The organism is Streptomyces venezuelae, assembly GCF_008642355.1.
Lineage (GTDB): Bacteria > Actinomycetota > Actinomycetes > Streptomycetales > Streptomycetaceae > Streptomyces > Streptomyces venezuelae_B.
Window position 1 is genome coordinate 7,517,974 of sequence record NZ_CP029193.1, and the last position, 23,434, is coordinate 7,541,407.

General features: G+C 70.7%; 18 protein-coding genes and 1 pseudogene. 12 read left to right on the forward strand and 7 right to left on the reverse strand.

Annotated elements, in window-relative coordinates; all coding sequences use genetic code 11:
- Positions 1-99: 99 nt before the first annotated feature.
- The gene (locus DEJ47_RS34065) at positions 100-1,164 is read left to right on the forward strand and encodes a Gfo/Idh/MocA family oxidoreductase (protein WP_223828609.1); all 1,065 of its coding nucleotides are present in this window, start codon (positions 100-102) and stop codon (positions 1,162-1,164) included.
- 50 nt (positions 1,165-1,214) lie between these two features.
- Positions 1,215-2,579: an NAD(P)/FAD-dependent oxidoreductase gene (locus DEJ47_RS34070; protein WP_150174976.1), complete on the forward strand. Its 1,365-nt coding sequence runs from the start codon at positions 1,215-1,217 to the stop codon at positions 2,577-2,579.
- Between the two features lie 134 nt (positions 2,580-2,713).
- Here the strand turns inward: DEJ47_RS34070 and DEJ47_RS34075 are convergent, their stop codons facing one another.
- A complete protein-coding gene (locus DEJ47_RS34075) occupies positions 2,714-3,322 on the reverse strand; it encodes a helix-turn-helix domain-containing protein (protein ID WP_150174977.1) in 609 nt (202 codons plus the stop codon).
- Positions 3,323-3,642: 320 nt separating this feature from the next.
- On the opposite strand from DEJ47_RS34075, the gene DEJ47_RS34080 reads away from it, so the two are divergent.
- The 5 genes from DEJ47_RS34080 (at position 3,643) to DEJ47_RS34105 (ending at position 9,557) form a co-directional block, all read left to right on the forward strand.
- Positions 3,643-4,878 (forward strand): PucR family transcriptional regulator, encoded by a 1,236-nt coding sequence (locus DEJ47_RS34080; protein WP_150174978.1) that lies wholly within the window; start codon positions 3,643-3,645, stop codon positions 4,876-4,878.
- A 347-nt stretch (positions 4,879-5,225) separates the two neighbouring features.
- Positions 5,226-5,654 carry an aspartate 1-decarboxylase gene (panD, locus tag DEJ47_RS34085; protein WP_150174979.1) on the forward strand — a complete coding sequence of 143 codons (429 nt, stop codon included), beginning with the start codon at positions 5,226-5,228 and terminating at the stop codon, positions 5,652-5,654.
- A complete protein-coding gene (locus DEJ47_RS34090; RefSeq protein ID WP_150174980.1) occupies positions 5,654-6,334 on the forward strand; it encodes an aspartate/glutamate racemase family protein in 681 nt (226 codons plus the stop codon). Before panD ends, DEJ47_RS34090 begins: the two co-directional genes overlap by 1 nt.
- Before the next feature lie 766 nt (positions 6,335-7,100).
- The gene (locus tag DEJ47_RS34100; RefSeq protein ID WP_150174981.1) at positions 7,101-8,087 is read left to right on the forward strand and encodes an acetylxylan esterase; all 987 of its coding nucleotides are present in this window, start codon (positions 7,101-7,103) and stop codon (positions 8,085-8,087) included.
- Positions 8,088-8,276: 189 nt separating this feature from the next.
- Complete coding sequence (locus DEJ47_RS34105; protein ID WP_150174982.1) at positions 8,277-9,557, forward strand: transglycosylase family protein; 1,281 nt, start codon at positions 8,277-8,279, stop codon at positions 9,555-9,557.
- Positions 9,558-9,561: 4 nt separating this feature from the next.
- Here DEJ47_RS34105 and DEJ47_RS34110 read toward each other — a convergent pair whose 3' ends face one another.
- On the reverse strand, positions 9,562-10,605 hold the full coding sequence (locus DEJ47_RS34110) for a DMT family transporter (RefSeq protein WP_190415700.1): 1,044 nt from the start codon (positions 10,603-10,605) through the stop codon (positions 9,562-9,564).
- A gap of 247 nt (positions 10,606-10,852) precedes the next feature.
- Here DEJ47_RS34110 and DEJ47_RS34115 point away from each other — a divergent pair, with 247 nt between their 5' ends.
- Genes DEJ47_RS34115 through glgC form a run of 3 tightly spaced genes read left to right on the forward strand, consistent with a single transcriptional unit; the run spans position 10,853 to position 14,056 of the window.
- Entirely contained in the window at positions 10,853-11,593 is a 741-nt protein-coding gene (locus DEJ47_RS34115) for an IucA/IucC family C-terminal-domain containing protein (protein WP_223828610.1), read from the forward strand.
- A 47-nt stretch (positions 11,594-11,640) separates the two neighbouring features.
- Positions 11,641-12,807: a glycogen synthase gene (gene glgA / locus DEJ47_RS34120; RefSeq protein WP_150174984.1), complete on the forward strand. Its 1,167-nt coding sequence runs from the start codon at positions 11,641-11,643 to the stop codon at positions 12,805-12,807.
- 28 nt (positions 12,808-12,835) lie between these two features.
- Positions 12,836-14,056: a glucose-1-phosphate adenylyltransferase gene (gene glgC / locus DEJ47_RS34125; RefSeq protein WP_150174985.1), complete on the forward strand. Its 1,221-nt coding sequence runs from the start codon at positions 12,836-12,838 to the stop codon at positions 14,054-14,056.
- 15 nt (positions 14,057-14,071) lie between these two features.
- Here glgC and DEJ47_RS34130 read toward each other — a convergent pair whose 3' ends face one another.
- The 5 genes and pseudogenes from DEJ47_RS34130 to DEJ47_RS34150 all read right to left on the reverse strand — a co-directional run bounded on the left by DEJ47_RS34130 (position 14,072) and on the right by DEJ47_RS34150 (position 19,914).
- Positions 14,072-15,100, reverse strand: coding sequence for an ABC transporter permease (locus tag DEJ47_RS34130; protein ID WP_150174986.1), 1,029 nt, complete (start codon positions 15,098-15,100; stop codon positions 14,072-14,074).
- Complete coding sequence (locus DEJ47_RS34135; protein ID WP_150174987.1) at positions 15,097-16,059, reverse strand: ABC transporter permease; 963 nt, start codon at positions 16,057-16,059, stop codon at positions 15,097-15,099. Before DEJ47_RS34135 ends, DEJ47_RS34130 begins: the two co-directional genes overlap by 4 nt.
- Before the next feature lie 55 nt (positions 16,060-16,114).
- A pseudogene (locus tag DEJ47_RS34140) lies at positions 16,115-17,628 on the reverse strand (sugar ABC transporter ATP-binding protein).
- Position 17,629: 1 nt separating this feature from the next.
- Positions 17,630-18,733 (reverse strand): ABC transporter substrate-binding protein, encoded by a 1,104-nt coding sequence (locus DEJ47_RS34145; RefSeq protein WP_150174988.1) that lies wholly within the window; start codon positions 18,731-18,733, stop codon positions 17,630-17,632.
- Positions 18,734-18,900: 167 nt separating this feature from the next.
- The gene (locus DEJ47_RS34150) at positions 18,901-19,914 is read right to left on the reverse strand and encodes a LacI family DNA-binding transcriptional regulator (RefSeq protein WP_150174989.1); all 1,014 of its coding nucleotides are present in this window, start codon (positions 19,912-19,914) and stop codon (positions 18,901-18,903) included.
- Positions 19,915-20,086: 172 nt separating this feature from the next.
- On the opposite strand from DEJ47_RS34150, the gene DEJ47_RS34155 reads away from it, so the two are divergent.
- Both DEJ47_RS34155 and DEJ47_RS34160 read left to right on the forward strand, forming a co-directional pair.
- Positions 20,087-22,717, forward strand: coding sequence for a PA14 domain-containing protein (locus DEJ47_RS34155; RefSeq protein WP_223828611.1), 2,631 nt, complete (start codon positions 20,087-20,089; stop codon positions 22,715-22,717).
- Positions 22,718-22,810: 93 nt separating this feature from the next.
- Positions 22,811-23,434 (forward strand): GyrI-like domain-containing protein, encoded by a 624-nt coding sequence (locus DEJ47_RS34160; RefSeq protein ID WP_150174990.1) that lies wholly within the window; start codon positions 22,811-22,813, stop codon positions 23,432-23,434.

A 23,434-nucleotide genomic window follows, 5' to 3' on the forward strand; every position in this document is an offset into this window, starting at 1 on the left:
CGTTGCCTGTGACAGTGGGGGACCAGGCAACCGCCACCGGCGAAGTCCCGTCTCGCCGAGCACCGTGTCGTGGGCGGGCCGACCGAGGCGCCCGAGGGAGTGACGTTGAAGAATCGGACTGTCGTGGTGGGGCTCGGTGCCACTGGCCGGACCATCGCCTCCTCCATGCTGCGACGCGCGGACGTGGAGATCGTGGGAGCGGCGGACCGGGACCCCCGCGTGGTCGGTCAGGACCTCGGAGTGCTCCTCGGCGGCGTCGCGAACGGTGTCGTCGTCGTGAGCGACCCGGCCGAGCTGCCCGCCGCCGACCTCGCGATCGTGGCGACCGTCTCGGATCTGCACAGGGCGGCCGACGTCCTGCTGCCGCTGCTGGAACGTTCGTACAACGTCCTGAGCATCTGCGAAGAGCTGGCCCATCCATGGCTGAGCCACCCCGATCTGGCCCGGCGGCTCGACGACACGGCGAAGGCGCACGGCGTGACCGTCCTGGGCAGCGGGGCGAACCCGGGCGTCCTGATGGACACCCTTCCTCTCCTCCTGACCGCACTGACCCAGCGTGTGGAGAGCGTTCGGATCCGCCGGCGGACGAACATGTCACGCTACGGCGCGATCCTGTCGAAGTTCGGCCTCGGTCTGACCATGCGCGAGTTCGTGACGGCTCGCAGCCGGGGCGAGGTCGTCGGGCACCACGGCTTCGAGCAGGCCATCGGGGCGCTCGCGGCAGGGCTCGGATGGGATCTCGACTCGGTGGACGTGGGAGAGGTCGAACCCGCTGTCGTGACGACTTCGCCGCGCGTCGGGGATCACCTGCGCATCGAACCGGGGCAGATCGCGGCGGTCACTCACGCCGCCCGGGGCGTGCTCAGGGGCGAGGTGGTGATCGACCTGGAGATCACGTTCGGGTTCTTCGAGCCGGCCGACGAGGTGGCCGCGGGCGACGACTACCGGATCGTCGGAGAGGAGCAGATCGTCGACCTCCGTTCCTCCGTGGGCTTCGATTCCTTCCTCAGCACCGTCGCGGCGGCGGTCAACGCCTCCACCGCGGTCGTCGAGGCGCATCCCGGTCTCCTGACGATGGGGGACCTGCCCGCCCGTTCGGTCGCGGCCAAGGGAGAGCGGCGAGCGGGCCGGGCCTCACTCGGGGCCACGACTTCTCAGGACTGAGAGAGCACGAAGTGGGGCGGACGCCCCACCTGGAAGGAGATCGGGACAGCATGAGGACCGACAGCACGAAGTACACCAGCTTCACCGGCTGGATCGACCCGCCGGACGACGTGCAGCCCGCGCTGGACGGCGACCTCACCTGCGACATCGCCGTCATCGGCGGCGGCATGGGCGGCATGGCGGCCGCGCTGCGCCTCGCGGAGCGCGACCAGGACGTCGTCCTGCTGGAGGCCGAGTTCTGCGGCTACGGCTCGGCCTCGCGCAACGGCGGTCAGATCGCCGGGGCGCCGGGCGGCGACCTGCGGATGCTCAGCCTCCAGTCCCCGAAGAAGATGCCGGTCATGGCCAAACTGGCGGAGCACGCGGGCCGCTATGTGGAAGACCTCATCAAGAGGCACGACATCGACTGCGACTACGTGGCGAACGGCCTGGTGTGGGGTGCGGTCTCACCCCTCATGATGCTCAGGGTGCGTACCCAGGCGGCGATCCTGCGCGCCTTCGGTGGGGGCGGGACCGTCGGCACCAGGGAGGAGCTCGGCCTCCCCGCCGGCTTCGTGGGCGGGATGCGGGAATCCATCGGCGGGATGCTGAACCCGGGGAAGCTCGCCCGTGGCGTGCGCCGCGCGCTGCTCGCGTCCTCGGCCAAGGTCTTCGAGCGGACGCGGGTGAGCGATGTCCGGCGCACAGGCGGCATCGTCGAGATCACGACACCGCACGGCACCGTGCGGGCCAACAAGGTGCTGCTCGCGACCAGCGTCTACGGCGGCGAGTGGGACATCGCGCCCAAGAACCTCGCGACGCCGCTGTACGTCATCGAGATCGAGTCGGAACCCATCGCGCCGGAGCGGCTCGCCGCGCTCAACTGGACCAGTCGGTCCGGCATCATCACCCAGCACCAGTTGATGACCCACTACCGGCTCACCGAGCGCAACACCATCGTCTGCGGGGTCCGCAAGGCGCAGCGAGGCCGAACCTATCCGCTCCCGGACCGGGTCCCGGACCCCGATGTCGTGCGGGACATGGGGAAGGACCTGGCCAACCGGTTCCCGTCGCTGTCCGACGTGGCCATCGAACGGGCCTGGGGCGGTTGGATCGGCATCAGCCCGGACTGGCTGTCGGTCGCCGGGCAGGTGGGTGACAACGTCTTCTACGCGATGGCCTGCAACGGCCACGGCCTCTGCCAGGTGCCGTACGTGACCCATCAGCTCGCCGACTACATCGTCGACGGCGAGATGTCGGACGACCTCGCCGGCATCTGGTCGGACGCCTCGAAGTACTCGTCGTCGATGTCGCTGCTGTTGCAGCCGTTCGTCCTCCGGGCCGTCTGGGGGCTGGACCGGTTCAACGACTTCTTCAACGGCAGCAGGACGCGGGCCCGGCGGGCGCGCCGCCGTGGCAGGCGCGGGGGTTCCTGAGGGTTCGGGCGACGCCTGCTCCGTGACGACGCGGTGTGAGATCGCCACCCGCTACGACAAGACCGCCGGGTCCTGCGAAACAGCCGTCGCCCCCGCACCACTCCTGACGCGGGCCAGGCATGCGACGACAGGATCTAGGCGGGCCTTCGCGCGGCGCGCGGCAGGGGAGGCGACAGGACCCAGAGGACCTCGCTCACCGTCGGACCCGGATTGTCGAACTGGTGAAGCGTCTGGCCGGAGAACGACGTGGACGCCCCTGCCGACAGCATCCGGGTCTCGCCCCCGACGATCAGACGGGTCGAACCGCTCAGCCCCATCGCGAAGACCGTGGCGGTGTCGAGCCGATAGGGCCCGCCGGTGCCCCCGCCCGGCTCGATCACGGAACGGAAGACCTGGAACGCCGTGGTGTCGGCGGGCGTGAGCAGGTACTCGGCCACGCCCTCACCGCCCATGTCGATCCTGCTTCCGCCGTCCACGACGTGCTCTTCGGGGTACGCGAACAGCTCCCCGACCCCGATCCGCAGCACTTCGCAGACGCGCAGCAACGTCGGGACGGACACGCTGGTGAGCCCACGCTCCAACTGGCTCAGAAAGCCCTTGGTGACCTCTGCCCGGTGCGCGACCTCCGTCAACGACAAGCCGCGGTCGAGCCTGATCTTCCGCAGCCGCGCACCCGTGGACGCTTCGAGGGCGGCGGCGCCGCGTTCCGCTCCGCCTGCTGTCCCGCCGTCACCGATGGACATGGTGTGCTCACCGCCCGTCCCGAGGCCGAGGTCGTGCGCCCGTCAGGTGACGGGCCGACCCGGACGAGTCCTTTCCGTGGCACGAGGCTAAGGCATGGGCGTCAGGGGCATTCGGTGCGCCCCGGCGGAGGGTGCGACGGCGTCGAACCACTTGTGGCGCCGGTGAGGGCGTGGTACACCTGCCGCCGTTTAGTGGTAGTAAACAGCAGTCGAGGGTCCGCGCCTGTGTCGGCGGCCAGGTCGCCGACGAGCCCCTCACCTGTCCGGGACACGGCATGTCGGGAGCCTCGGCTCCCCGAGAGCAGAGGGACACTGACAACATGGAAGAGCTGTGGCCCCCGCCCTCGCGTGAGGTCGCCGATGCGATCAGGTCCCTGTGTCAGCGCCTGCTGACGGAAACGGACGCCCTGATCGACTCCTTCGCAAGGCCCTCTCTCGTCGCCCAGAACGATCCCGCTCTCCTCACCGACGCATCGCTGGTCGAGGAGGATCGCGCGCTCAACCGCTCTGAGGTGGTCCAGTGGTTGACCGCAAACGTTCAGCAACCGGGGCGGAGGGTAGAGCCCTACGTCAGTCCGAGGACCACGGCGTACATCAACGACCTCGTCTCCCGGGGCATCGCGCCCGACTTCGGCGGTGCCTGGCGCGTGGCTCTGGGGATCGGCTGGCGGCGATGGCTGGAGGAATGCGTGGCGGACTGCGCGGACCCCGATCTTCTCGTGGGGGTCCTGGACGTGACGGCGCAGTCGCTGGTGCAGTACGCCCTCGACTCCGTCGCGGCCCTGCGGCAAGCCGGACTCGCCGCGGCGATGGGGAACACGGATGCCGAGGGGATCGCGCTGATCCAGCTGATCGCCAGTGGGGCGCCGATGGCGGAGGACCTTGCCGAAGGACGCCTGCGCTACCGGATGGCGCGGTGGCACGTGGGCCTCGTCCTCTGGGTCGACGATCCCCAGGAGGCCGACGCCCTGGACGAGGCGGTCGCCGCCGTGCGCTGCTCCGCCGGAGGCCGAAGCGCCCTGGTGGCGCGCGCCAGCGCCACGTCGCGGTGGATCTGGCTCTCGGGGGAAGCTGTCCCGGATCTTCACCACGTGGAGAAGGACCTCGCGGCGACCGACGCGGTCCGCGCGGCGGTGGGAAGGCCGGGCCGCGGTCTCGAAGGATTCCGCTCCAGCCACCAGGACGCCCTGGCGGCGCAGGCGCTCGTGATCCGGCTGGGTTCCGACCGGCGGTTCACCGCCTACGCCGACGTCGAGCTGATCGACGCGCTCACGAAGGACCGGCCCGGCGCGCGTCGGTTCGTCATCAACACCCTCGGGCCGTTGGCCGAAGCCGACACAGCCCTGAGGCAGGCGCTGCTCACCTACGTGCAGTGCGGCTTCAGCACCACCCGGGCGGCCGCCGACCTCTACGCGCACCGCAACACCGTCGAACGGCGCGTCTCACGCGCCAACGAGCTCTCCACCCTCAAGGTGGAGGACAACCCGACCCACGTGGCGGCGGCGCTCCTGGTGCTGGACATCGCGCCTGACATCGTGACGGTCGTTCCGAGTTGAGCTTACGAAGCACGGGCTGTGGTCGGCATCTGCCGCGCAGCGTCAGTACTCGTGCGTAGGTTCCGACCCTGGACGTTTGACAGGTCTGCGGTATGCGGACGCGGACAGGGGCTCGCTCGGGTGATGATTCATCAGGTAAGTCAGCATTCGGTCGGCACGGGCCGCAGAGCGCTCCTGGAGAATTGCCCGAAATGCCGCCGGTGACGGCGTAAAGGACCAGGTGAGGGCCGTCTAGTCCGACCCGAGCGATGTTTCTCACAAACATCGTTCGGCGTGTGCCGATGTAAAGTCGAGGATGCCCTTGACCTGCAGAAAGCAGGCAGGGAGCCATCTTCGAGGAGTCCAAAGTGCTGCGCACTCTGTTCAAGTCCAAGATCCACCGTGCCACGGTGACCCAGGCCGACCTGCACTACGTGGGGTCCGTCACCATCGACGCGGATCTTCTCGACGCCGCCGACCTGCTGCCCGGCGAACTCGTTCACATCGTCGATGTCACCAACGGTGCCCGGCTGGAGACGTACACCATCGAGGGGGAGCGGGGGAGCGGTGTCATCGGGATCAACGGTGCGGCCGCGCATCTCGTGCACCCCGGCGACAAGGTGATCATCATCAGCTACGCGCAGGTCGAGGACGCCGAGGCGCGGGCGCTGCGGCCGCGCGTCGTGCACGTCGACGAGAGCAACCGCGTGGTCGCCCTCGGGGACGATCCGGCGGAGGCGGTGCCGGGGGCCCCTGACATGGTGCGGAATCCGCAGAGCCGCCGGGATGCCGTCTGATGGACGCGCTGGGGCTTCTCCATACCTCTCCCGTGCACGTGCCCGTCTTCGACGGTCTGCGGGCCTCGGAGCATCCGGGGCTCGAACTCCGTCACCACGTGGAGGAGGAGCTCCTGGCCCGGGCCCGGCGTGAAGGGCCGGACGCCGTCGTCCCCGCGGTACGGGCGGCCCTTCAGCGCGTTGCCGACGGCGGTGACGCGGGCAGAGGTGGGCGCGCGGTCCGTGCCGTGCTGTGCACGTGTTCCACCATCGGAGGCGTCGCCGAGGCGCTGGGGAGCGAACTGGGCGTCCCGGTGGTCCGGGTCGACCGGCCCATGGCGGCCGCGGCCGTCGCCGCAGGCCCCCGGGTCGTCCTCCTCGCCACGGTCGCGTCCACCGTCGGGCCGACCTCCGCGCTCGTCGAGGAGGAGGCGCGGCGGGCCGGGCGGGATGTCTCCGTGCGGGCCGCGGTGGTCGAGGAGGCCTGGGGCCGGTTCGAGGCGGGGGACGCCACCGGGTATGCGGAAGGCGTGGCCCGAGCGGTGCGCGATGTGCGCGACGCCGACGTGATCGTGCTGGCGCAGGCCTCCATGGCGGGGGCGGAGGCGCTGGTTCCGGAGGTGCGGGTGCCGGTGCTCTCCAGTCCCCGGCTCGGGCTCACGGCCGCGGTCGCGCTGGTCGCGGGGAGCGGGCGAGGGTAGGCCCGGGGGTGGTGCGGAGCGTCCGTCCCGCTGCCGGGTGGCTGTCGCGGGCAGGGCGCCGCGAACCGTGGAAGGCTTGGGCACGGGGGCCTCGGGTACGCGGGGAGGAACCGCTGGCGTACCACTGATGGAGGAGTGCAATGACTCAACCGTTCCCCGATCCCGCACCGACTCCGGGGCCGGTCAGGCCCTTCCCTGACCCTGACCCCGTGCCGCCGCCCGAGCCGGAGAGGCCGTTCCCGGACCCGGATCCCGTACCGCGCCCGGGCCCGCGGCCCAGCCCGGATCCGCCGCCTCCGTCCCCCGTCCCCCAGCCGGGCCCCGACCCGGCGCCCGAGCCGCAGCCCGACCCGATGCGCTGAGGCCGCGGCGGCGTGAAGGTGCGGCGGTGCGGCGTGGGCCCAACCGGCCCATGCCGACTCCTGCCGTGTCCCACGCCGACTCCTGCCATGTCCCACGCCGGCTCCTGCCGTGTCCCGTGGCGCCTCCCGTCCGGGGGCGCTTCGGGCGGCGGGGTTGGGTGGGGCGCAGCTGTGTCGAGGTATGCGGCGGTACGCCGCGGCCTCCCTGGGAGGCGGACCCCTTGCCCTTTGCGCTGCCCTGGCGCCCTTCGCCGGGCTCGGACGGCTGTACCGCCTCTGTGCCTCCTTCATGGGATACGCGGACCATGAGAGGGGCAGGTGTGGACAAGCGGCAGTGTGCAGGCTGTCGGCTGCGACAGCCCTGACGCAGCATGCTTCCCCCCTCCGCCCAAAAGGAGCCGCCCGTGCCCCAGTTCGACCTCCCCCTCGACGAACTCCGTCGCTACCGGCCCGACTTGGCCGAGCCCGACGACTTCGATTCCTTCTGGGAGAAGACGTTGTCGGAGGCGCGGCAGTATGAGCTCGACGCCCGCTTCGAGCGCGTGGAGTTGCCGTTGCGCGGGGTGCGGGTTTTCGACGTCGCCTTCGCCGGGTTCGGGGGGCATCCCGTCAAGGGGTGGCTCGTGCTGCCCGCCGGGGCCGAGGGCGAGGGGAGTGAATCGCTGCCCGTCGTCGTGGAGTACATCGGGTACGGCGGCGGGCGCGGGCTGCCCCACATGCATCTGCTGTGGGCCGCGGCCGGTTTCGCGCACTTCGTGATGGACACGCGGGGGCAGGGCAGCGGCGGGTGGGCGCAGGGCGACACGCCGGACCCCGTGGGGAGCGGGCCCGCGCACCCCGGGTTCATGACCCGCGGCATCGAGGACCCGCACGACTACTACTACCGGCGCCTGTACGTCGACGCCGTACGCGCCGTCGAGGCCGCGCGCTCCCACCCCCTCGTGGACGAGACCAAGGTCGCCGTGCTCGGCGTCAGCCAGGGCGGCGGACTCGCCCTCGCCGTCGGCGGGCTCGTGCCCGATCTCGCCGCCGTCATGGCCGACGTCCCCTTCCTGTGCGACTTCCCGCGCGCCACCACCCTCACGGACCGCCTCCCGTACAGCGAGATCGGCGCCTACCTCAAGGCCCGCCGGGGCGGCCAGGAGCGCGTGTTCCAGACCCTGTCGTACTTCGACGGCGTGCACTTCGCCGCCCGCGGACGCGCGCCCGCCCTCTTCTCCGCGGCCCTCCAGGACATGACCTGCCCGCCTTCGACGGTGTTCGCCGCCTACAACGCGTACACGGGAACGGAACGTTCCATGGAGGTGTACGCCTTCAACGATCACGAGGGCGGTGGGCCCTACCAGCAAGGCGTCCAACTGAGGTGGGTCCAGCAGTACTTGCGGTCATGATCCGCAGTACTCGGGAGGGGATGATCCGCCGTACTTGAGGGGGTGATCCGCGCAACCCCCGCTCCTTCCCGCGCTCTTGTCACGGAAACACCGAGCCGCTAGCTTGCGGGCTTGTCGTGTACCGCTGTGCGGCGTCGCGCCACACCGCGCGCCATATTCCGTGATGACGTGTGTCCGAGGGAGCTCCCAATGGCCGTACGCGGCCGGCACCGCCGGTATCAGCCGAACCGCATCAACCGTGCGTCGCTGACCTTCACGGCGGGCGGCGCGGGCATGGCGCTCCCGCTCACCGTCGCCGGTACCGCGGGAGCCGCCGACGTCGACACGTGGAACAAGGTCGCGGCCTGCGAGTCCGGCAACAACTGGAGCATCAACACCGGCAACGGCTACTTCGGCGGCCTCCAGTTCAAGCAGTCCACGTGGGAGGCGTACGGCGGCACGGCCTACGCCTCGCGCGCCGACCGCGCCACCAAAGAGCAGCAGATCGCCGTCGCCGAGAAGGTCCTCGACGCGCAGGGGCCCGGCGCCTGGCCGGTCTGCTCGGCGAAGGCCGGACTCGCCCGCGGCGGCGGCTCGCCCGACATCACCCCGGTCCGTGGCCCCGGCAAAGCCGCGAGCAAGCCCGAGCGGCCCAAGCGCGACGTCAGGGACGTCAAGCCCGAGGTGACCCCGCAGTCCGCCGCGGGCACCGCCGAGATGTACACCGTCGTCCACGGGGACACGCTCTCCGGCATCGCCGACGAGCGCCGGGTCCGGGGCGGCTGGCAGCGGCTGTACGACGCCAACCGGCGCGTCATCGGCGACGACCCCGACCTGATCACGCCGGGGCAGCGGCTCTCCGTGCACGGCCGGGCCACCGTCGGGCAGCAGAGGCCGAAGCCCACCGAGCGCACGACCACCGATAAGCGCGCTGCCGAAAAGCGCGCCGCCGAGAAACGTGCCGCCGAGCAGCGAGCGGCCGAAAAAGCCGCCGCCGACAAGCAGCGCGAGCGCCGGCGCGCCCAGCAGAAGCGGCCCCAGTCCTCCGCCCCGCAGGCGAAGAACGCCGCGCCCCGCCCCTCATCGTCCGGCGCCTCCGCCCCCGTCGCCGCCTCGCCCAGCACCCCGTACCGCGCCGCGGGCGGTTCCTGGTCGAAGGGCTACCACACGGGTGTCGACTTCGCCGTGCCCACCGGCACGTCCGTGAAGGCCGTAGCCGCGGGCCGCGTCGTCTCGGCGGGCTGGGGCGGCAGCTACGGCTACCAGGTGGTCATCCGCCACACCGACGGCAAGTACAGCCAGTACGGACACCTCTCGGCGCTGTCGGTGAAGGCGGGGCAGCAGGTCGGTGCGGGGCAGCGGATAGCCCGGTCCGGGTCCACCGGGAACAGCACGGGCCCGCATCTGCACTTCGAGGTGCGGACGGGGCCCGGCTTCGGTTCCGACATCGACCCGCTCGCCTACCTGCGGGCCCGCGGCGTACGCATCTGAGACGTCAGGACACCATGCGCTCGCGGCGCCCGGGGTGCCGCGTCCGCGTCCTGCGGTGGGCCGACACGGGCTGCTGAGAGGGCACCGCGGGCAGCCCGCCCGCGGTGGCGGGGCTCGGCTCCGGATCCCCCTGCGAAGGCGACTGCGAGGGCGGCTGCGAGCCCGTCGCCCCGGCGGGTGAAGGGCCCCCCTGCGCCACCGTCACCGTCGACGTCTCCCGCGCGATCCGCTCCGTCGTGAGGAGGATCAGGCCGCACGCGGCCACGACCCCGCTGCCGAGCGCCAGGACCGTGCCCGTGGCGCCGTGGCGGAAGGATTCTCCGAACAGGGTCAGACCGACCGCCGCCGCGACGACCGGGTTCACCACGGTCACCGTCGACAGCGGCGCCGCGAGGCCCGCGCCGCGGTACGAGGCCTGCGAGAGCAGCACGCCGGCCGCCGCGAGGACGGCGATCACGGCGAGACTGGGCAGCTGCTCGACCACGGCGATGTTCTCGTCCAGGTCGACCGCCACCGTCTTCGTGAAGACGGACGCGATGCCGAAGGCGCCACCCGCCGCGCAGGCCAGCAGCACGCTGCGCATCACCGGGTGCCGGTGCGCCGCGTGCGCCGCCGCCATCAGGCCGAGCACACCGCCGCCCGTGACCAGGGCGAGGACGACGCGCTCGGCGCCGGCCAGCGTCTGTGAGTCGGACGTCGAGGTGAGCGAGAGGAGCCCGGCGAGCCCCACCGTCGCCATGAGCGCGCCCCGCCAGGCGGTGGCCCCGGCCCGGCGGCGTACGAACACGGCGGCCATGGGCAGGGCGAAGACGATGGTCAGCGCGCCGAGCGGCTGGACGACGCTCAGCGGGCCGTAGGCCAGCGCCACCACGTGCAGCAGGGCACCGAGGCCGTTGAGGGCGATCGCGACCCACCAGGCGCCGCGGCGCAGCGGTGCGTACCGCTGTCCGGGAGTCGTCGCCGCCACGCGCTCCTGGAGGATCGCCCCGCCCGCGTACGCGACGGCTGAGACGAGGGAGAGCAGCACGGACAGTGCCAAAGCACTCATGAGGTGCTCCGCGGGGTGCGGTGCGTCCGGTGGACCCGGTCTGGCGAACGGTCTGCTTCCATGATGACAACGATGACGCCGGAACGCCTCCACGTCGTCGTACTTGAGCAGGCAATCCGTCCTACTACCGATGGAGTACGACCTTGCCGAAGTCCTCCCCCGGAGGGGTTATCCCCCAGGTGCGCAGAGTGACCTCACGGCGGACCCCGGGGTCGGGTCGTGCGGTCGCGCTTGGTGTACTTCTGTCGTGACCACCCTCATCGACCTCGAAGAACTCGGCTCCGTCGGCGGTTTCTTCGCCCTGCGCGCGGGTCCGCCGCCCGGCGTCGCGAAGCCGTTCACCGAGGTGTACGCGGAGCGGCCCGCGGTACCGGAATCCGGTGATCCGATCGGTTTCCGCGTCCGCAAGGTGGCGGGCAGACTCGGTGCCCCCGAGGACCGCATCGCGGTGTCCGTGGCACAGCTGGGGCTCGCCGCCCGGCTCTGGTCCGTGACGCTCGGCTCCGCCGCGCTGTACGGGCGGGTGCCCGACCTCGACCCCGCGCTGCTGCACTGGGACGCGGACGGCACCTCGCCCGACGACCTGTGGCTCACGGAGGTGCGTCTGCTGCCGGGTGATGCCGCGACCGTACGGGAGGTGGTGCAACACGGCCATCTGGCGTCGCTGTCCGCCGCGTTGCGGGCCCGGTACCGGATCTCCGCCGGGCTGCTGTGGGGCAACGCGGGGTCGGCGCTCGCGGGGGCGGCACGCGAACTCCACGGCTGGGCACGGCGGTCGGGGCGCCAGGACGTCGGGGAGCGGGCACTCGCGCTGGCCCACGAGCTCTTCGACCACCCCGGCCTGCGCGGCACCGGCACCCTGCGGGGCACCGCCTTCCGGCGACGCAGCTGCTGCCTGTACTACCGGTGCCCCAGCGGCGGGCTGTGCGGCGACTGCTGCTTCGAACGGGCGCCGCAGCGGTCTTCCCCCGGGGCCGCGTCTGGGTGACCATGAGGTGGCGCGGCCGACATCGGGCGGACGACGGAGGGTGCTACGTGAAGGTGGGGCTGCTCACCCGGGAGTATCCACCGGACGTCTACGGCGGAGCGGGCGTCCATGTCGAGTTCCTCGCACGGGAGTTGCGCTCCCTCACGGACCTCGACGTGCACTGTTGGGGGGAGGGCACCTCCAACGGGCTCATGCGCCACCAGGCGTGGCCCGCGCTCGACGGCGCGAACGACGCACTGCGCACCTTCTCCGTCGACCTGTCCATGGCGGCGTCGCTCGCCGGACGCGAACTGCTCCACTCCCACACCTGGTACGCGAGCCTCGCCGGGCACGTCGGCAAGCTGCTCCACGACGTCCCGCACGTCATGACCTCGCACTCCCTGGAGCCCCTGCGCCCCTGGAAGGCCGAGCAACTGGGCGGCGGATACGCCCTGTCCAGCTGGGCCGAGCGAACCGCGGCCGAGGCCGCCGACGCCGTCATCGCGGTGTCCGGCGCGATGCGCGAGGACATCCTCGCCTGCTACCCCGCCATCGACCCGGCCAAGGTCCACCTCGTCCACAACGGCATCGACGCCGACCTCTACCGGCCCGACCCCGGCACCGACGTCCTGGAACGCCTCGGCGTCGACCTCGACCGGCCCTACGTCCTGTTCGTCGGACGCATCACCCGGCAGAAGGGCGTCCCGCACCTGCTGCGCGCCGCACGGAAGCTGGACCGCGACGTGCAGCTCGTCCTGTGCGCCGGAGCACCGGACACCCCCGAGATCGACCGTGAGTTCCGCACGCTCTTCGAGGAGCTGAGCCGGAAACGGGCGGGCGTCCAGTGGATCCCCGAGATGCTGCCGCGGCCGCAGATCATCCAACTCCTCACGCACGCGGCGGTGTTCGTGTGCCCCTCGGTGTACGAACCCCTCGGCATCGTCAACCTGGAGGCGATGGCGTGCGGCACCGCCGTCGTCGCCTCACGGGTCGGCGGCATCCCGGAAGTCGTGAGCGACGGCACGACAGGACTGCTCGCGCCGTACCGGGAGAGCGACCCCGCCGACTTCGAGCACGACCTCGGGCTGCTCATGAACAGGCTGGCCACCGACCCGGAGCGGTCCGGCGCGATGGGCAGGGCCGGACGCCACCGCGTGCTCAGGGAGTTCGGCTGGGACACGGTCGCCCGGCGCACGGTCGAGGTGTACGAGGAGATCCTGCACGCCGACAGATAGCCACACGTCCGACAAGTAGGGGGCACGCATGCGCGGTGGACCTTCGGTGCTCGGAATCGTGCTCGCGGGCGGGGAGGGGAAGCGGCTGATGCCGCTCACCGCCGACCGGGCCAAACCAGCGGTCACGTTCGGCGGCACCTACCGCCTCGTCGACTTCGTGCTCTCCAACCTCGTCAACGGCGACATCCTGCGCATCTGCGTCCTGACGCAGTACAAGTCGCACTCGCTCGACCGGCACGTGACGACGACCTGGCGCATGTCGAGCCTGCTCGGCAACTACGTGACCCCGGTGCCCGCGCAACAGCGCCTGGGCCCACGCTGGTTCTCCGGGAGCGCCGACGCCATCCTGCAGTCCCTCAACCTCGTCCACGACGAACAGCCCGACTACATTGCGGTGTTCGGCGCCGACCACGTCTACCGCATGGACCCGCGCCACATGCTGCAGCAGCACATCGAGAACGGCGCCGCGGTGACCGTCGCGGGGATCAGGGTGCCGCGCGCCGACGCGTCGTCGTTCGGCATCATCACCCCCGGACGCGACGGGACGAAGGTGGAGCGCTTCCTGGAGAAGCCCACCGACCCACCGGGACTGCCCGACTCGCCGAACGAGGTCTACGCCTCCATGGGCAACTACCTGTTCACCACCAAGACCCTCGTCGACGCCCTCCAGCAGGACGCCGAGGACGAGCACTCGGCGCACGACATGGGCGGCTCGATCCTGCCGCTGCTCACCGAGCGCGGCATGGCGCAGGTGTACGACTTCGACGGCAACCACGTCCCCGGCGAGACCCCGCGCGACCACGGCTACTGGCGTGACGTCGGCACCCTCGACTCGTACTACGAAGCCCACATGGACCTCATCTCCGACCAGCCGGTCTTCAACCTGGACAACCGCCGCTGGCCCATCTACACCCACTCCGACGGCCTGCCGCCCGCCAAGTTCTGCGCGGGCGGCATCGCGGGCGAGTCGATCGTCAGCCCCGGCTGCGTCATCCGCGGCCAGGTCACCCGCTCCGTCCTCTCGCCCGGCGTGACCGTCGAGGAGGGGGCCGTCGTCCAGGGCTCCGTGCTGCACGACAACGTACGGATCGGGCGCGGCGCGGTCGTGCGGGGCGCTGTCCTCGACAAGAACGTCGACGTACCGCCGGGCGCGACGATCGGCGTCAACCCGGACCGCGACGAGGAGCTGTACACGGTGTCCAAGGGCGGCGTGATCGCCCTGGGCAAGGGCCAGACCGTACCGATGTGACCTCCGGGTCCACGTTCACAGCACCCTGCGCCTGCGCCCCAGCCACGTCTGCGCGACCACCACGACCGCCAGGAACGCCCCGCTGACCACCTGCTGGTAGGCGGAGTCGAGCGAGCCGATCTGGTTGATGACGTTCTGGATGACCTTGAGGAGCAGCACCCCCACCAGTGACCCGCTGATGAACCCGAAGCCGCCGGTGAGCAGCGTGCCGCCGATGACGACCGCGGAGATCGCCTCCAGCTCCATGCCGGAGCCGAGGATCGTCACACCGGAGACCAGCCACGCTGCGTTGAGGGCCCCGGCGAGCCCCGCGCAGAGCCCCGACACCGTGTAGACGGCGATCTTCGTACGGGCCACGGGGGCGCCCATCAGCGCCGCCGCGTCCTCGTTGCCCCCGACCGCGTACACGTACTGGCCGAACCGGGTGCGGCGCAGCACCACCGCGCCCGCCACGAACAGCGCGACCGTGATCCAGACCGGGGCGCCGATCCCGAGCACCTTGCCCTGCCCGAGCGTCGCGAAGAAGGAGTCCTTGTCGACCAGGTACGTCCTGGACCCCTCGTCCGTCACCGACAGGAGGAGGCCGCGGGCCGCCAGCATCGCCGCGAGCGTCACGATGAACGGCGCGAGCCGCGCGCGGGCGATCAGCATGCCGTTGACGAGACCGATGAGGCCGCAGACCGCGAGGGGCAGGAGCAGCGCCACGGCCGTGCCGTACCGCGAACCCCAGGCGGCGAGCACCCCGCCGAGGGCGAACAGCGAGCCGACCGACAGGTCGATGCCGCCGGTGACGATGACGAACGTCATGCCGAGCGCGACCACCGCGAGGAACGCGGAGGACACCGCCATGTTCTCCATGTTGTCGGCCGTCATGAACGTGTCGAAGCCGACGGACGCGGCGGCCACCGCGACGATCAGGGTGACGAGCGCGCCGTGTTGCTGCGCGAGGGCGCTCAGCCGCTCCGAGCGGGAGGGGCCCGCGGCCTGTTCCTCCTGAGCGGTGGGGTCCGTGGGATCCGCCGGGCTCTTCGTGTCGATGGTCATCGCTCGCCCCTCTCGCGTGCCGCGCAGACCGCCAGGACGATCACCACTGCCTGGGCGATCTGCGTCCACGACGGCGGCAGGTCGTGCTTGATGAGCGTGGCCGTGAGCAGCTGGATGAGGACCGCGCCGGCCACGGTGCCGCCGATGCGGACGCGTCCGCCGCTCAGCGGGGTGCCGCCGACCACCACCGCGGTGATCGCGGAGAGTTCCATCAGGTTGCCGAGCGACGTCGGGTCGCTGGCGCTCAGGCGCGCGGTCGCGAGGACCCCGGCGAGCGCGGCGAGGGCGCCGCAGACGACGTACACGGTGATGAGGACGCGCCGCACCGGCAGGCCCGCGAGGAGCGCGGCCGGGCGGCTGTCGCCGATGGCGAGGAGCTGCCGGCCGAACGTGGTGCGCCGCACGACGAAGGCGACGAGCAGGGCGAGGGCCGCAGCGATGAGGACCAGGTACGGGATGCCGAGCAGGTCGCCCGAGCCGAGCGACGCCATCGTCGGGTCGCGGACGTCCTTGAGCTGGGGGAGGAGGACCAGGGCGAGGCCGCGGCCCGCGACCATCAGGGCGAGCGTCGCCACGATGGGCTGTACGCCGATGAATGCGATCAGCGACCCGTTGGCGAGGCCGACGGCCATGCCGCCGAGCAGCGCGACGACGAGGGCGACCCACATCCCGTACCCGAGGTAGAGGGAGACGAGGGAGGTGGAGAGCGCCATCACCGAGCCGACGGAGAGGTCGACGCCCTCGCTGCCGATGGCCAGGGCCATGCCGAGCGCCACGACGAGGACGGGGGCGACCTGGACGGCCTGGGTGCGGAAGTTCTCGCCGGAGAGGAAGTGCGGGGTGAAGGCGATGTTGACGAGCAGGAGGACGGCGACGCCCAGATAGACGCCGTAGTTCTGGAGGAGGCGCAGGAGGCGGTCGCGGTCGGCGGCCGTGCGGCCGAGGGCGAGGTCGGTCATGGGGAGCTCCGTGGGTGCGGGGCCGGTGCGCTCTTCTGCCGGTCGTCGTGGTGGGTCATGCGTCCGACTTCGCGGGGTCCGTCGCCATGGCGCGCAGCAGGTTCTCCTCCGTCACGGCGGTGCCGGTGAGTTCCGCGACGGCCGTGCCGTCCTTGAGGACGATCACGCGGTCCGAGCCCTCGACGAGCTCGTCCATGTCCGAGGAGATGAGGAGCACGCCGAGGCCGTCCGACGCCAACTGGCGACCAAGGCCTGCACTTCGGCCTTGGCTCCGATGTCGATGCCGCGGGTGGGCTCGTCGAGCAGCAGGACCTTGGGGTGCATCGCGAGCCAGCGGGCGAGCAGCACTTTCTGCTGGTTGCCGCCGGAGAGTTCGCCGACCTTCTGGTGCGGGCTCGACGCCTTGATGCGCAGGCGCTCGACGAAGGTGTCGACGATGCCGTCGATGGCGCGTTCGTCGACCAGGCCGAGGCGGGAGAGACGGGGGAGCGCGGCCAGGGCGATGTTGTCGCGGACCGAGAGGCCGGGGACGATGCCCTCCGCCTTGCGGTCCTCGGGGAGCAGGCTGATGCCGGCGCGGATGGCGGCGGGTGTGGAGCCGGTACGGATGCGGGTGCCGCCGATCGCGACCGTTCCGGAGTCGGTCGACAGAGCCCCGGCGATGGCCTTCGCGGTCTCGCTGCGGCCCGAGCCGAGCAGCCCGCCGAGTCCCACCACCTCCCCGGGGCGAATGGTGACCGACACACCGTGCAGCCGGTGCCGGGCGGTCAACTCCTCCGCGCACAGCACGGGTTCGGTGTTCGCCTCGTGCGCACCCGTGAACCGGGTGAGGCCCTCTTCCCGTACGTCCTGGATCTCGCGGCCCAGCATCAGCGCGACGAGCCGCAGCCGGTCGAGCTCGGCGAGCGGGCCGGTGTGCACCACCTGACCGTCGCGCAGCACGGTGACGGCGTCGCACACCTCGTACAACTCGTCGAGGCGGTGGCTGACATAGATCACCGCGATGCCTTGCTCGCGCAGCATGCGGATCACGCCGAACAGGGTCCGGACCTCGCGCGGTTCGAGGGACGACGTCGGTTCGTCCATCACGACGACGCGCGCGTCGACCGCGACCGCGCGGGCCAGCGCCACCATCTGCTGCGCGCCGAGGCCGAGTTCGCGCAGTGGGCGACGCACGTCGACACGGACGCCGAGGCCGCGCAGCGCTTCATCGGCCTCGCGGTGCATCCGGCCGAAGTCGATGAGGCCGAGGCGGCCGCGGGGCTCGCGGCCGAGGAACAGGTTACGGGCCACGCTCATCAGGGGGACGAGGTTGACCTCCTGGTAGATGGTGGAGATGCCCGCGTGCTGCGCTTCGAGCGGGGTGGCGAACCGCACCGGCGTCCCGTCGTACGTCATCTCGCCCGCGTCCGGCGCGTACACCCCCGTCAGGACCTTGATGAGCGTGGACTTGCCCGCGCCGTTCTCACCGATCAGCGCGTGCACCTCGCCCGCGCGTGCGGTGAAGTCGACGCCGTCCAGGGCGCGCACACCCGGGAAGGTCTTCGACAGACCGGTCACCGACAACATGTCAGTAGGCCTTGCCGAGGTCGGCCTTGGCGTTGTCCTCGGTGTACGCGCTGTCCCTGATGACGATGTCCTGCGACACCTTCTCGCCCTTGGTGAACGCGTCAAGCGTCTTGAAGGCGAGCGGGCCGAAGCGGGGGTTGGACTCGATGACGCCGTCGATCCAGCCGTCGACGATGCCGCGCACCGCGCCCTTCGTCCCGTCGATCGTCACGATCTTCACGTCGCCGGCCTTCTTGCCCGCGCCCCTGAGCGCGTTCACGGCGCCGAGGCCCATCTCGTCGTTCTCGGCGTAGATCCCCGTGATGTCGGGCTTGGACTGGATCAGCTGCTCGGTGACCTGCTGGCCCTTCTCCCGCGCGAATTCGCCGGTCTGCTTGAAGACGACCTGCAGGTCGGGGGCCTTCTCCTTGATCCGGTCCTCGAAGCCCCTGGTGCGCTCGGTGGTCACGTTGTTGCCCGCGGCGCCGAGCAGGATCGCGATCTTCCCCTTGCCGCCGGTCGTCTCGATCATGCGGTCCGCGGCACGCCTGCCCTGCTCGACGAAGTCGGAGCCGATGAAGCTCACGTAGTCCTTGCAGGCCGTCGCGTTGATCTTGCGGTCGATGGTGACGATCGGGATGTGCTTGGCGCCCGCGGCGCGCAGCACCGGCTCCCACCCGTCGGAGTTGAGGGGAGCGATGACGAGCAGGTCGGCGCCCTTGGCGATCAGGTCCTGTACGTCACTGATCTGCTTGGAGAACTGCGACTGCGCGTTGGCGGTGAGCAGCTTGACGCCGCGCTTTTCGGCCTCGGCCTTGATGGACGCCGTCTCCGCGATGCGGAACGGGTTGGCCTCCTTCTCGGACTGCGAGAAGCCGACGGTGGCGTTCCTCAGGTCGAGCTTCTTGCCGCCGTACGCGTCGATGGCGCAGGTCTTGCCGCCGGCGTCGCCGTCCGACGCGACCTCCTGACCGGCGTCGGCCCGGTCCTGCGAAGCAGCGCTTTCCTCGGCGGAATCGTCGTCCTCGGACTTCGCGCACCCGGCGGCGAACAGGAGACTCGCGGCGAGACCGGTGGCGACGAGCGTCCTCGCGGAGGTACGGCGGAGAGGAGTGGTCGGCTTCATTGGATCCCCAAACGGCACGGCCCCGGCGCTGAGAGCGCTCACGGGAGAGACGGCACTTGCGGTCAACTCGGCGGTACGGGGAGCTTTTTACATCGTTGAAAGAAGGCTGTAAACCCTCCGCGCACTCTTCTCGGGGACGCCGATCGCCCGGTCCGTGCGACTCGCGTTCAGCGCCTGCCCAGCGTGCTCTCCCGCTCCACCAGCCGGAAGTCGGCGACCAGTTCACGTCCGCCGGTCCGTTCCGGATGAGCGAGTTTGGCCAGCAGCGACTCGACCGCGAGACGCGCGATGGCCTGCTTGTCCGGTGCCACCGTGGTCAGCGTGACGGCTCCGAACTGCCCTTCCGCGATGTCGTCGAAACCCACCACCGCCACGTCCCACGGCACCCGCAGGCCCCGCTCGTGCAGCACGCGCATCGCTCCGATCGCCACCAGGTCGTTGTACGCGAACACCGCGTCGGGCCGCACCCCCGCGTCCAGCATCCGCGCCATCGCCTTCGCGCCGTCCCACCGGTCCCAGCCGCCCACCGGGCCCACCAGGCTCTCCGGTGCGGAGATCCCGGCTGCCGCCAACTCCTCGCGCCAGCCCTGGAGTCGCAGATGGGCGGGGCGGTTCGCGGAGTCCGTGCGGGCGCCCAGGTAGGCGATGGAGGTACGGCCGCGTCCGATGAGGTGGCGCACCGCGGTGCGGCTCGCGGCGATGTTGTCGATCGCGATGTGGTCGTAGTCCAGGTCGTAGCTCCGCTCGCCGAGCAGCACCAGCGGCACGTCGTCCTCGCGGGCCCGCAGGTCCTCCGCCTCCAGCTCCAGCGGGCTGAGGATCAGGCCGTCGATCACGCGGGCCCGGAAACCCTGGCTGACCAGCACCTCCTGCTCGCGCTCGCCGCGGGTGTGGTCGAGCAGCACCGTGAAGTCGTGCTCGGCCGCCGCGTCGATGACGGCGCCCGCGAGCTCCGCGAAGTACGGGTTGCCCAGCTCGGGGACGGCGAGCGCGATGATCCCGGTCCGGCCCTTGCGCAGGTGACGCGCCGTCAAGTTGGGTCGGTAGCCGAGCTCGTCGATGGCTTCCTGGACGCGGGCCCGCATCGCCGGGGTGACGTGCTGATACTTGTTCACCACGTTCGAGACGGTCTTGATCGAGACGCCCGCGCGCTCCGCGACGTCCTTGAGGCTAACCCGCACTGGATCTCCCTGCGTCGGTGGCCGCCCCGGCCCTCCGGGGCGTTTGTCATGACCCTGGACAGCGCGCCGTGACGCGTGCTGTCATGCCAACTGTCGTTCCTTCCAACGTTGTACAGACTCGTTGTACCGACTGCAGCGACAAGCCGCCACCCTTCCTCACCAAGGAGGATCCGTGCGCCTCAGACGACATCCCGGACGCCCCGCACACCTGGGCCGACCCCTCGCCCTGCTCCTCGCGGGCGCCCTCGGCGTCGCCGGACTCACCGCGGTCCCCACCGCGACCGCCGCCGACGACCCCGTCGAGATCCAAGGACTCAAGGGCGAGTACTTCACCCAGTCCGCCCCGGGAGCCTTCGACTTCGACGAGCTCAAGGCCACCGGACTCGACCCGAACATCGACTTCGGCAACCTCGAACCCCGCCTCAAGGCCACCACCGGGCAGGCCGACGACGTCAGCGTCCGCTGGACGGGCCGGATCGTGCCCGAGAAGACCGGCTCCACCACCTTCTCGATGATCGGTGACAACGGCTTCCGCCTCTGGGTGGACGGCAAGATCGCCATCGACCACTGGCAGGACGACTGGGACAGGGAACAGACCTCGAAACCGGTCGAGTTGACGGCGGGAAAGGCCTACGACATCAAGGTCGAGTACTTCGAGCACTACGGTGGCTCCAACCTGCGCCTCAAGTGGACCCCGCCCGGCGGCGAGAAGAAGGCCGTCCCGCGCACCGCGCTGCGCATCCCCGCGGACTTCGACTACGACGGCGCCATCAACGCCACCGTCCTCAGGGACGGCCGCAGCCTCAAGCTCGACTTCGCCCAGAAGCTCGCCGCACCGCCCGCGGGCCTCACCGATCACCTCGACGCCGTCATCGGCGGCGCCAAATGGCCGCTCGGCACGGTCAAGGCCGACCCCGCCGACGAGCGCAGTCTGCTCGTCGGCCTGAAGGAACCCGTCGTCGGCAACAAGACCGGGAACGCGCCCGGCCTCGCCGACCTCCGCTACGACGGAAAGGGCGGCCTGAACGGCAAAGACGGGGACGCCGTCAACCAGTTCTGGACCAGCGGCCCCAACCACTCCCGGCACCAGCTGCGCACCAAGTGGGCCGACGACGTCACCCCGGGCAACGCCCACCGCGAGTACCCGCGGCCGCAGCTGAAGCGCAAGGACTGGCAGAACCTGAACGGCTCCTGGCAGTTCGCCGCCGCCGAAGAGGGCGAGAAGCCCCCGGTCGGCAAGGACCTCAAGGAGAAGATCCTCGTCCCCTACCCGGTGGAGTCCCAGCTCTCCGGCATCGAGCGGCACGAGGACCGCATGTGGTACCGCCGCACCTTCACCGTCCCCGAGAACTGGCGGATCGGCGACGGCAAGCGGCTCAACCTCAACTTCGGCGCAGTCGACTGGCAGTCCGAGGTGTACGTCAACGGCCGCAAGGTCACCGAACACAAGGGCGGCTACGACAAGTTCACCGCCGACGTCACAGAAGCGCTGAAGCCGGGACGCACCCAGGAACTCATCGTCGGCGTGTACGACCCGACGGACGCCGACAACGGCGCGAACCCGCCCGTCGGCAAACAGCGCCTGGACCCCAGCGGCATCTGGTACACCCCGTCGTCCGGCATCTGGCAGACCGTGTGGCTGGAGCCGGTGGCCGCCGACCACGCGGACTCCCTCAAGATCACACCGGACGTCGCGAACAAGCAGGTCACCGTCGAGGCCCGGGGTGTGCGCGACGGCGTGCCGGTCACGGCGACCGCGTACGAGGGCAAGAAGAAGGTCGCCGAGCTCAGCGGACGCACCGGAAAGCCGCTCAAGCTGAAGATCACCGACCCCCGCCTCTGGTCGCCGGACGACCCGTTCCTCTACGACCTCCGGGTCCGGGTCGGCAGCGACCGTGTCACCGGCTACTTCGGCATGCGCTCCATCGCCGTGGAGAAGGTGAACGGCACCCCGCGCACGATCCTCAATGGCAAGCCCGTCTTCCTCATGGCCACGCTCGACCAGGGCTTCTGGCCGGACGGCCTGCACACCGCACCCAGCGACGAAGCCCTCGCGTACGACCTGAAGATGCACAAGGAGATGGGCTTCAACTCGGTCCGCAAGCACATCAAGGTCGAACCGGACCGCTGGTTCTACTGGGCCGACAAGCTGGGTCTCCTCGTCTGGCAGGACATGCCCTCGATGGAGGCGGGACGCACCCCGGACACGGCCGCCCGCGCCCAGTACGAGCGCGAGATGAAGCAGATGATCGACGAGCACGCGAGCAGCCCGTCCATCGTCATGTGGGTGACCTTCAACGAGGGCTGGGGCCAGTACGACATCGGTCGCGTCGCCGAGCAGGCCAAGGCCTGGGACCCGACACGGCTGGTCAACAACATGTCGGGGCTCAACCTGGGGGCCGACGGAGGCACCGGCGACATCATGGACGAGCACGGCTACCCGAGCCCGGCCATCCCACCGCGCCCGGACGGCAGGCGGGCCCTGGTGGCCGGCGAGTACGGCGGCCTCGGACTCGCGGTGCCCGGCCACGCCTGGTCCGTCCAGCAGAGCTACGTCGACGTGGACCCGGCGACGTACACGGACGACTACATCGCCAAACTCGGCGAAGTGCGCTCCCTCGTCTGCAAGGGCAACAGCGGCGCGGTCTACACGCAGATCACTGACGTGGAAGGCGAGTTGAACGGCCTGCTCACCTACGACCGCAAGGTCGTCAAGCCGGACGTGAAGCGGGTGAAGGCGGCACACGAAGCGCTGATCCGTGACGCGTCACAGCCCACGGTGCCGGGCTGCACGACCTCCTGAGCCCAGGGCCCCCGGCCCGCTGTCTCGGCGGGCCGGGGACCATGGGGCCCTCACGGGGCAGGATGGTGCGGGGCGAGAGGAAGTGAGGCACCCATGGCGCCGTACGACGTCAAGCGCGACCGGAAAGAGTTCTACGCGCCCAAGAACAGGGAGTGGTCGATCGTCGACGTGCCCGAGCAGCAGTTCATCGCCGTCGACGGCGCGGGCAACCCGAACACGGCGCCCGCCTACACCGAAGCGGTCGAGGCCCTCTACACGGTCGCCTACACCTTGAAGTTCGCGGCCAAGCGCACGGCGGACGGCGACTTCGTCGTCGCACCGCTGGAAGGGCTCTGGTGGGCGGACACGCCCGAGGCGTTCAGGAGTGGGGCCAAGGACACGTGGAGCTGGACGATGCTCATCAGCATGCCGCCCTGGGTCGGCAAGGAGATGATCGAGGACGCCGGACAGGCCGCCCTGGTCAAGAAGAAACTCCCCGCGATCTCCCGGGTCCGGCACTTCACCCTGCACGAAGGCCGCAGCGCCCAGATGCTGCACATCGGCTCCTACGACGACGAGGCGCCCGTGCTGCACGAGCTGCACCACGCCTATCTCGCCGCCAACGGCCTGCGGCCCACGGGGCTGCACCACGAGATCTACCTCAGTGACCCTCGCAGGACCGCTCCCGAGAAGTTGAAGACCGTCCTGCGGCAGCCGGTCGAGAGCGTCGCCCCGTAG

Coding starts and splice junctions, on each gene's coding strand:
- DEJ47_RS34070 (WP_150174976.1), top strand. CDS start 1,215: ATGAGGACCGACAGCACGAAGTACACCAGCTTCACCGGCTGGATCGAC.
- DEJ47_RS34075 (WP_150174977.1), bottom strand. CDS start 3,322: ATGTCCATCGGTGACGGCGGGACAGCAGGCGGAGCGGAACGCGGCGCC.
- DEJ47_RS34080 (WP_150174978.1), top strand. CDS start 3,643: ATGGAAGAGCTGTGGCCCCCGCCCTCGCGTGAGGTCGCCGATGCGATC.
- DEJ47_RS34090 (WP_150174980.1), top strand. CDS start 5,654: ATGGACGCGCTGGGGCTTCTCCATACCTCTCCCGTGCACGTGCCCGTC.
- DEJ47_RS34105 (WP_150174982.1), top strand. CDS start 8,277: ATGGCCGTACGCGGCCGGCACCGCCGGTATCAGCCGAACCGCATCAAC.
- DEJ47_RS34110 (WP_190415700.1), bottom strand. CDS start 10,605: ATGAGTGCTTTGGCACTGTCCGTGCTGCTCTCCCTCGTCTCAGCCGTC.
- glgC (WP_150174985.1), top strand. CDS start 12,836: ATGCGCGGTGGACCTTCGGTGCTCGGAATCGTGCTCGCGGGCGGGGAG.
- DEJ47_RS34130 (WP_150174986.1), bottom strand. CDS start 15,100: ATGACCATCGACACGAAGAGCCCGGCGGATCCCACGGACCCCACCGCT.
- DEJ47_RS34135 (WP_150174987.1), bottom strand. CDS start 16,059: ATGACCGACCTCGCCCTCGGCCGCACGGCCGCCGACCGCGACCGCCTC.
- DEJ47_RS34145 (WP_150174988.1), bottom strand. CDS start 18,733: ATGAAGCCGACCACTCCTCTCCGCCGTACCTCCGCGAGGACGCTCGTC.
- DEJ47_RS34160 (WP_150174990.1), top strand. CDS start 22,811: ATGGCGCCGTACGACGTCAAGCGCGACCGGAAAGAGTTCTACGCGCCC.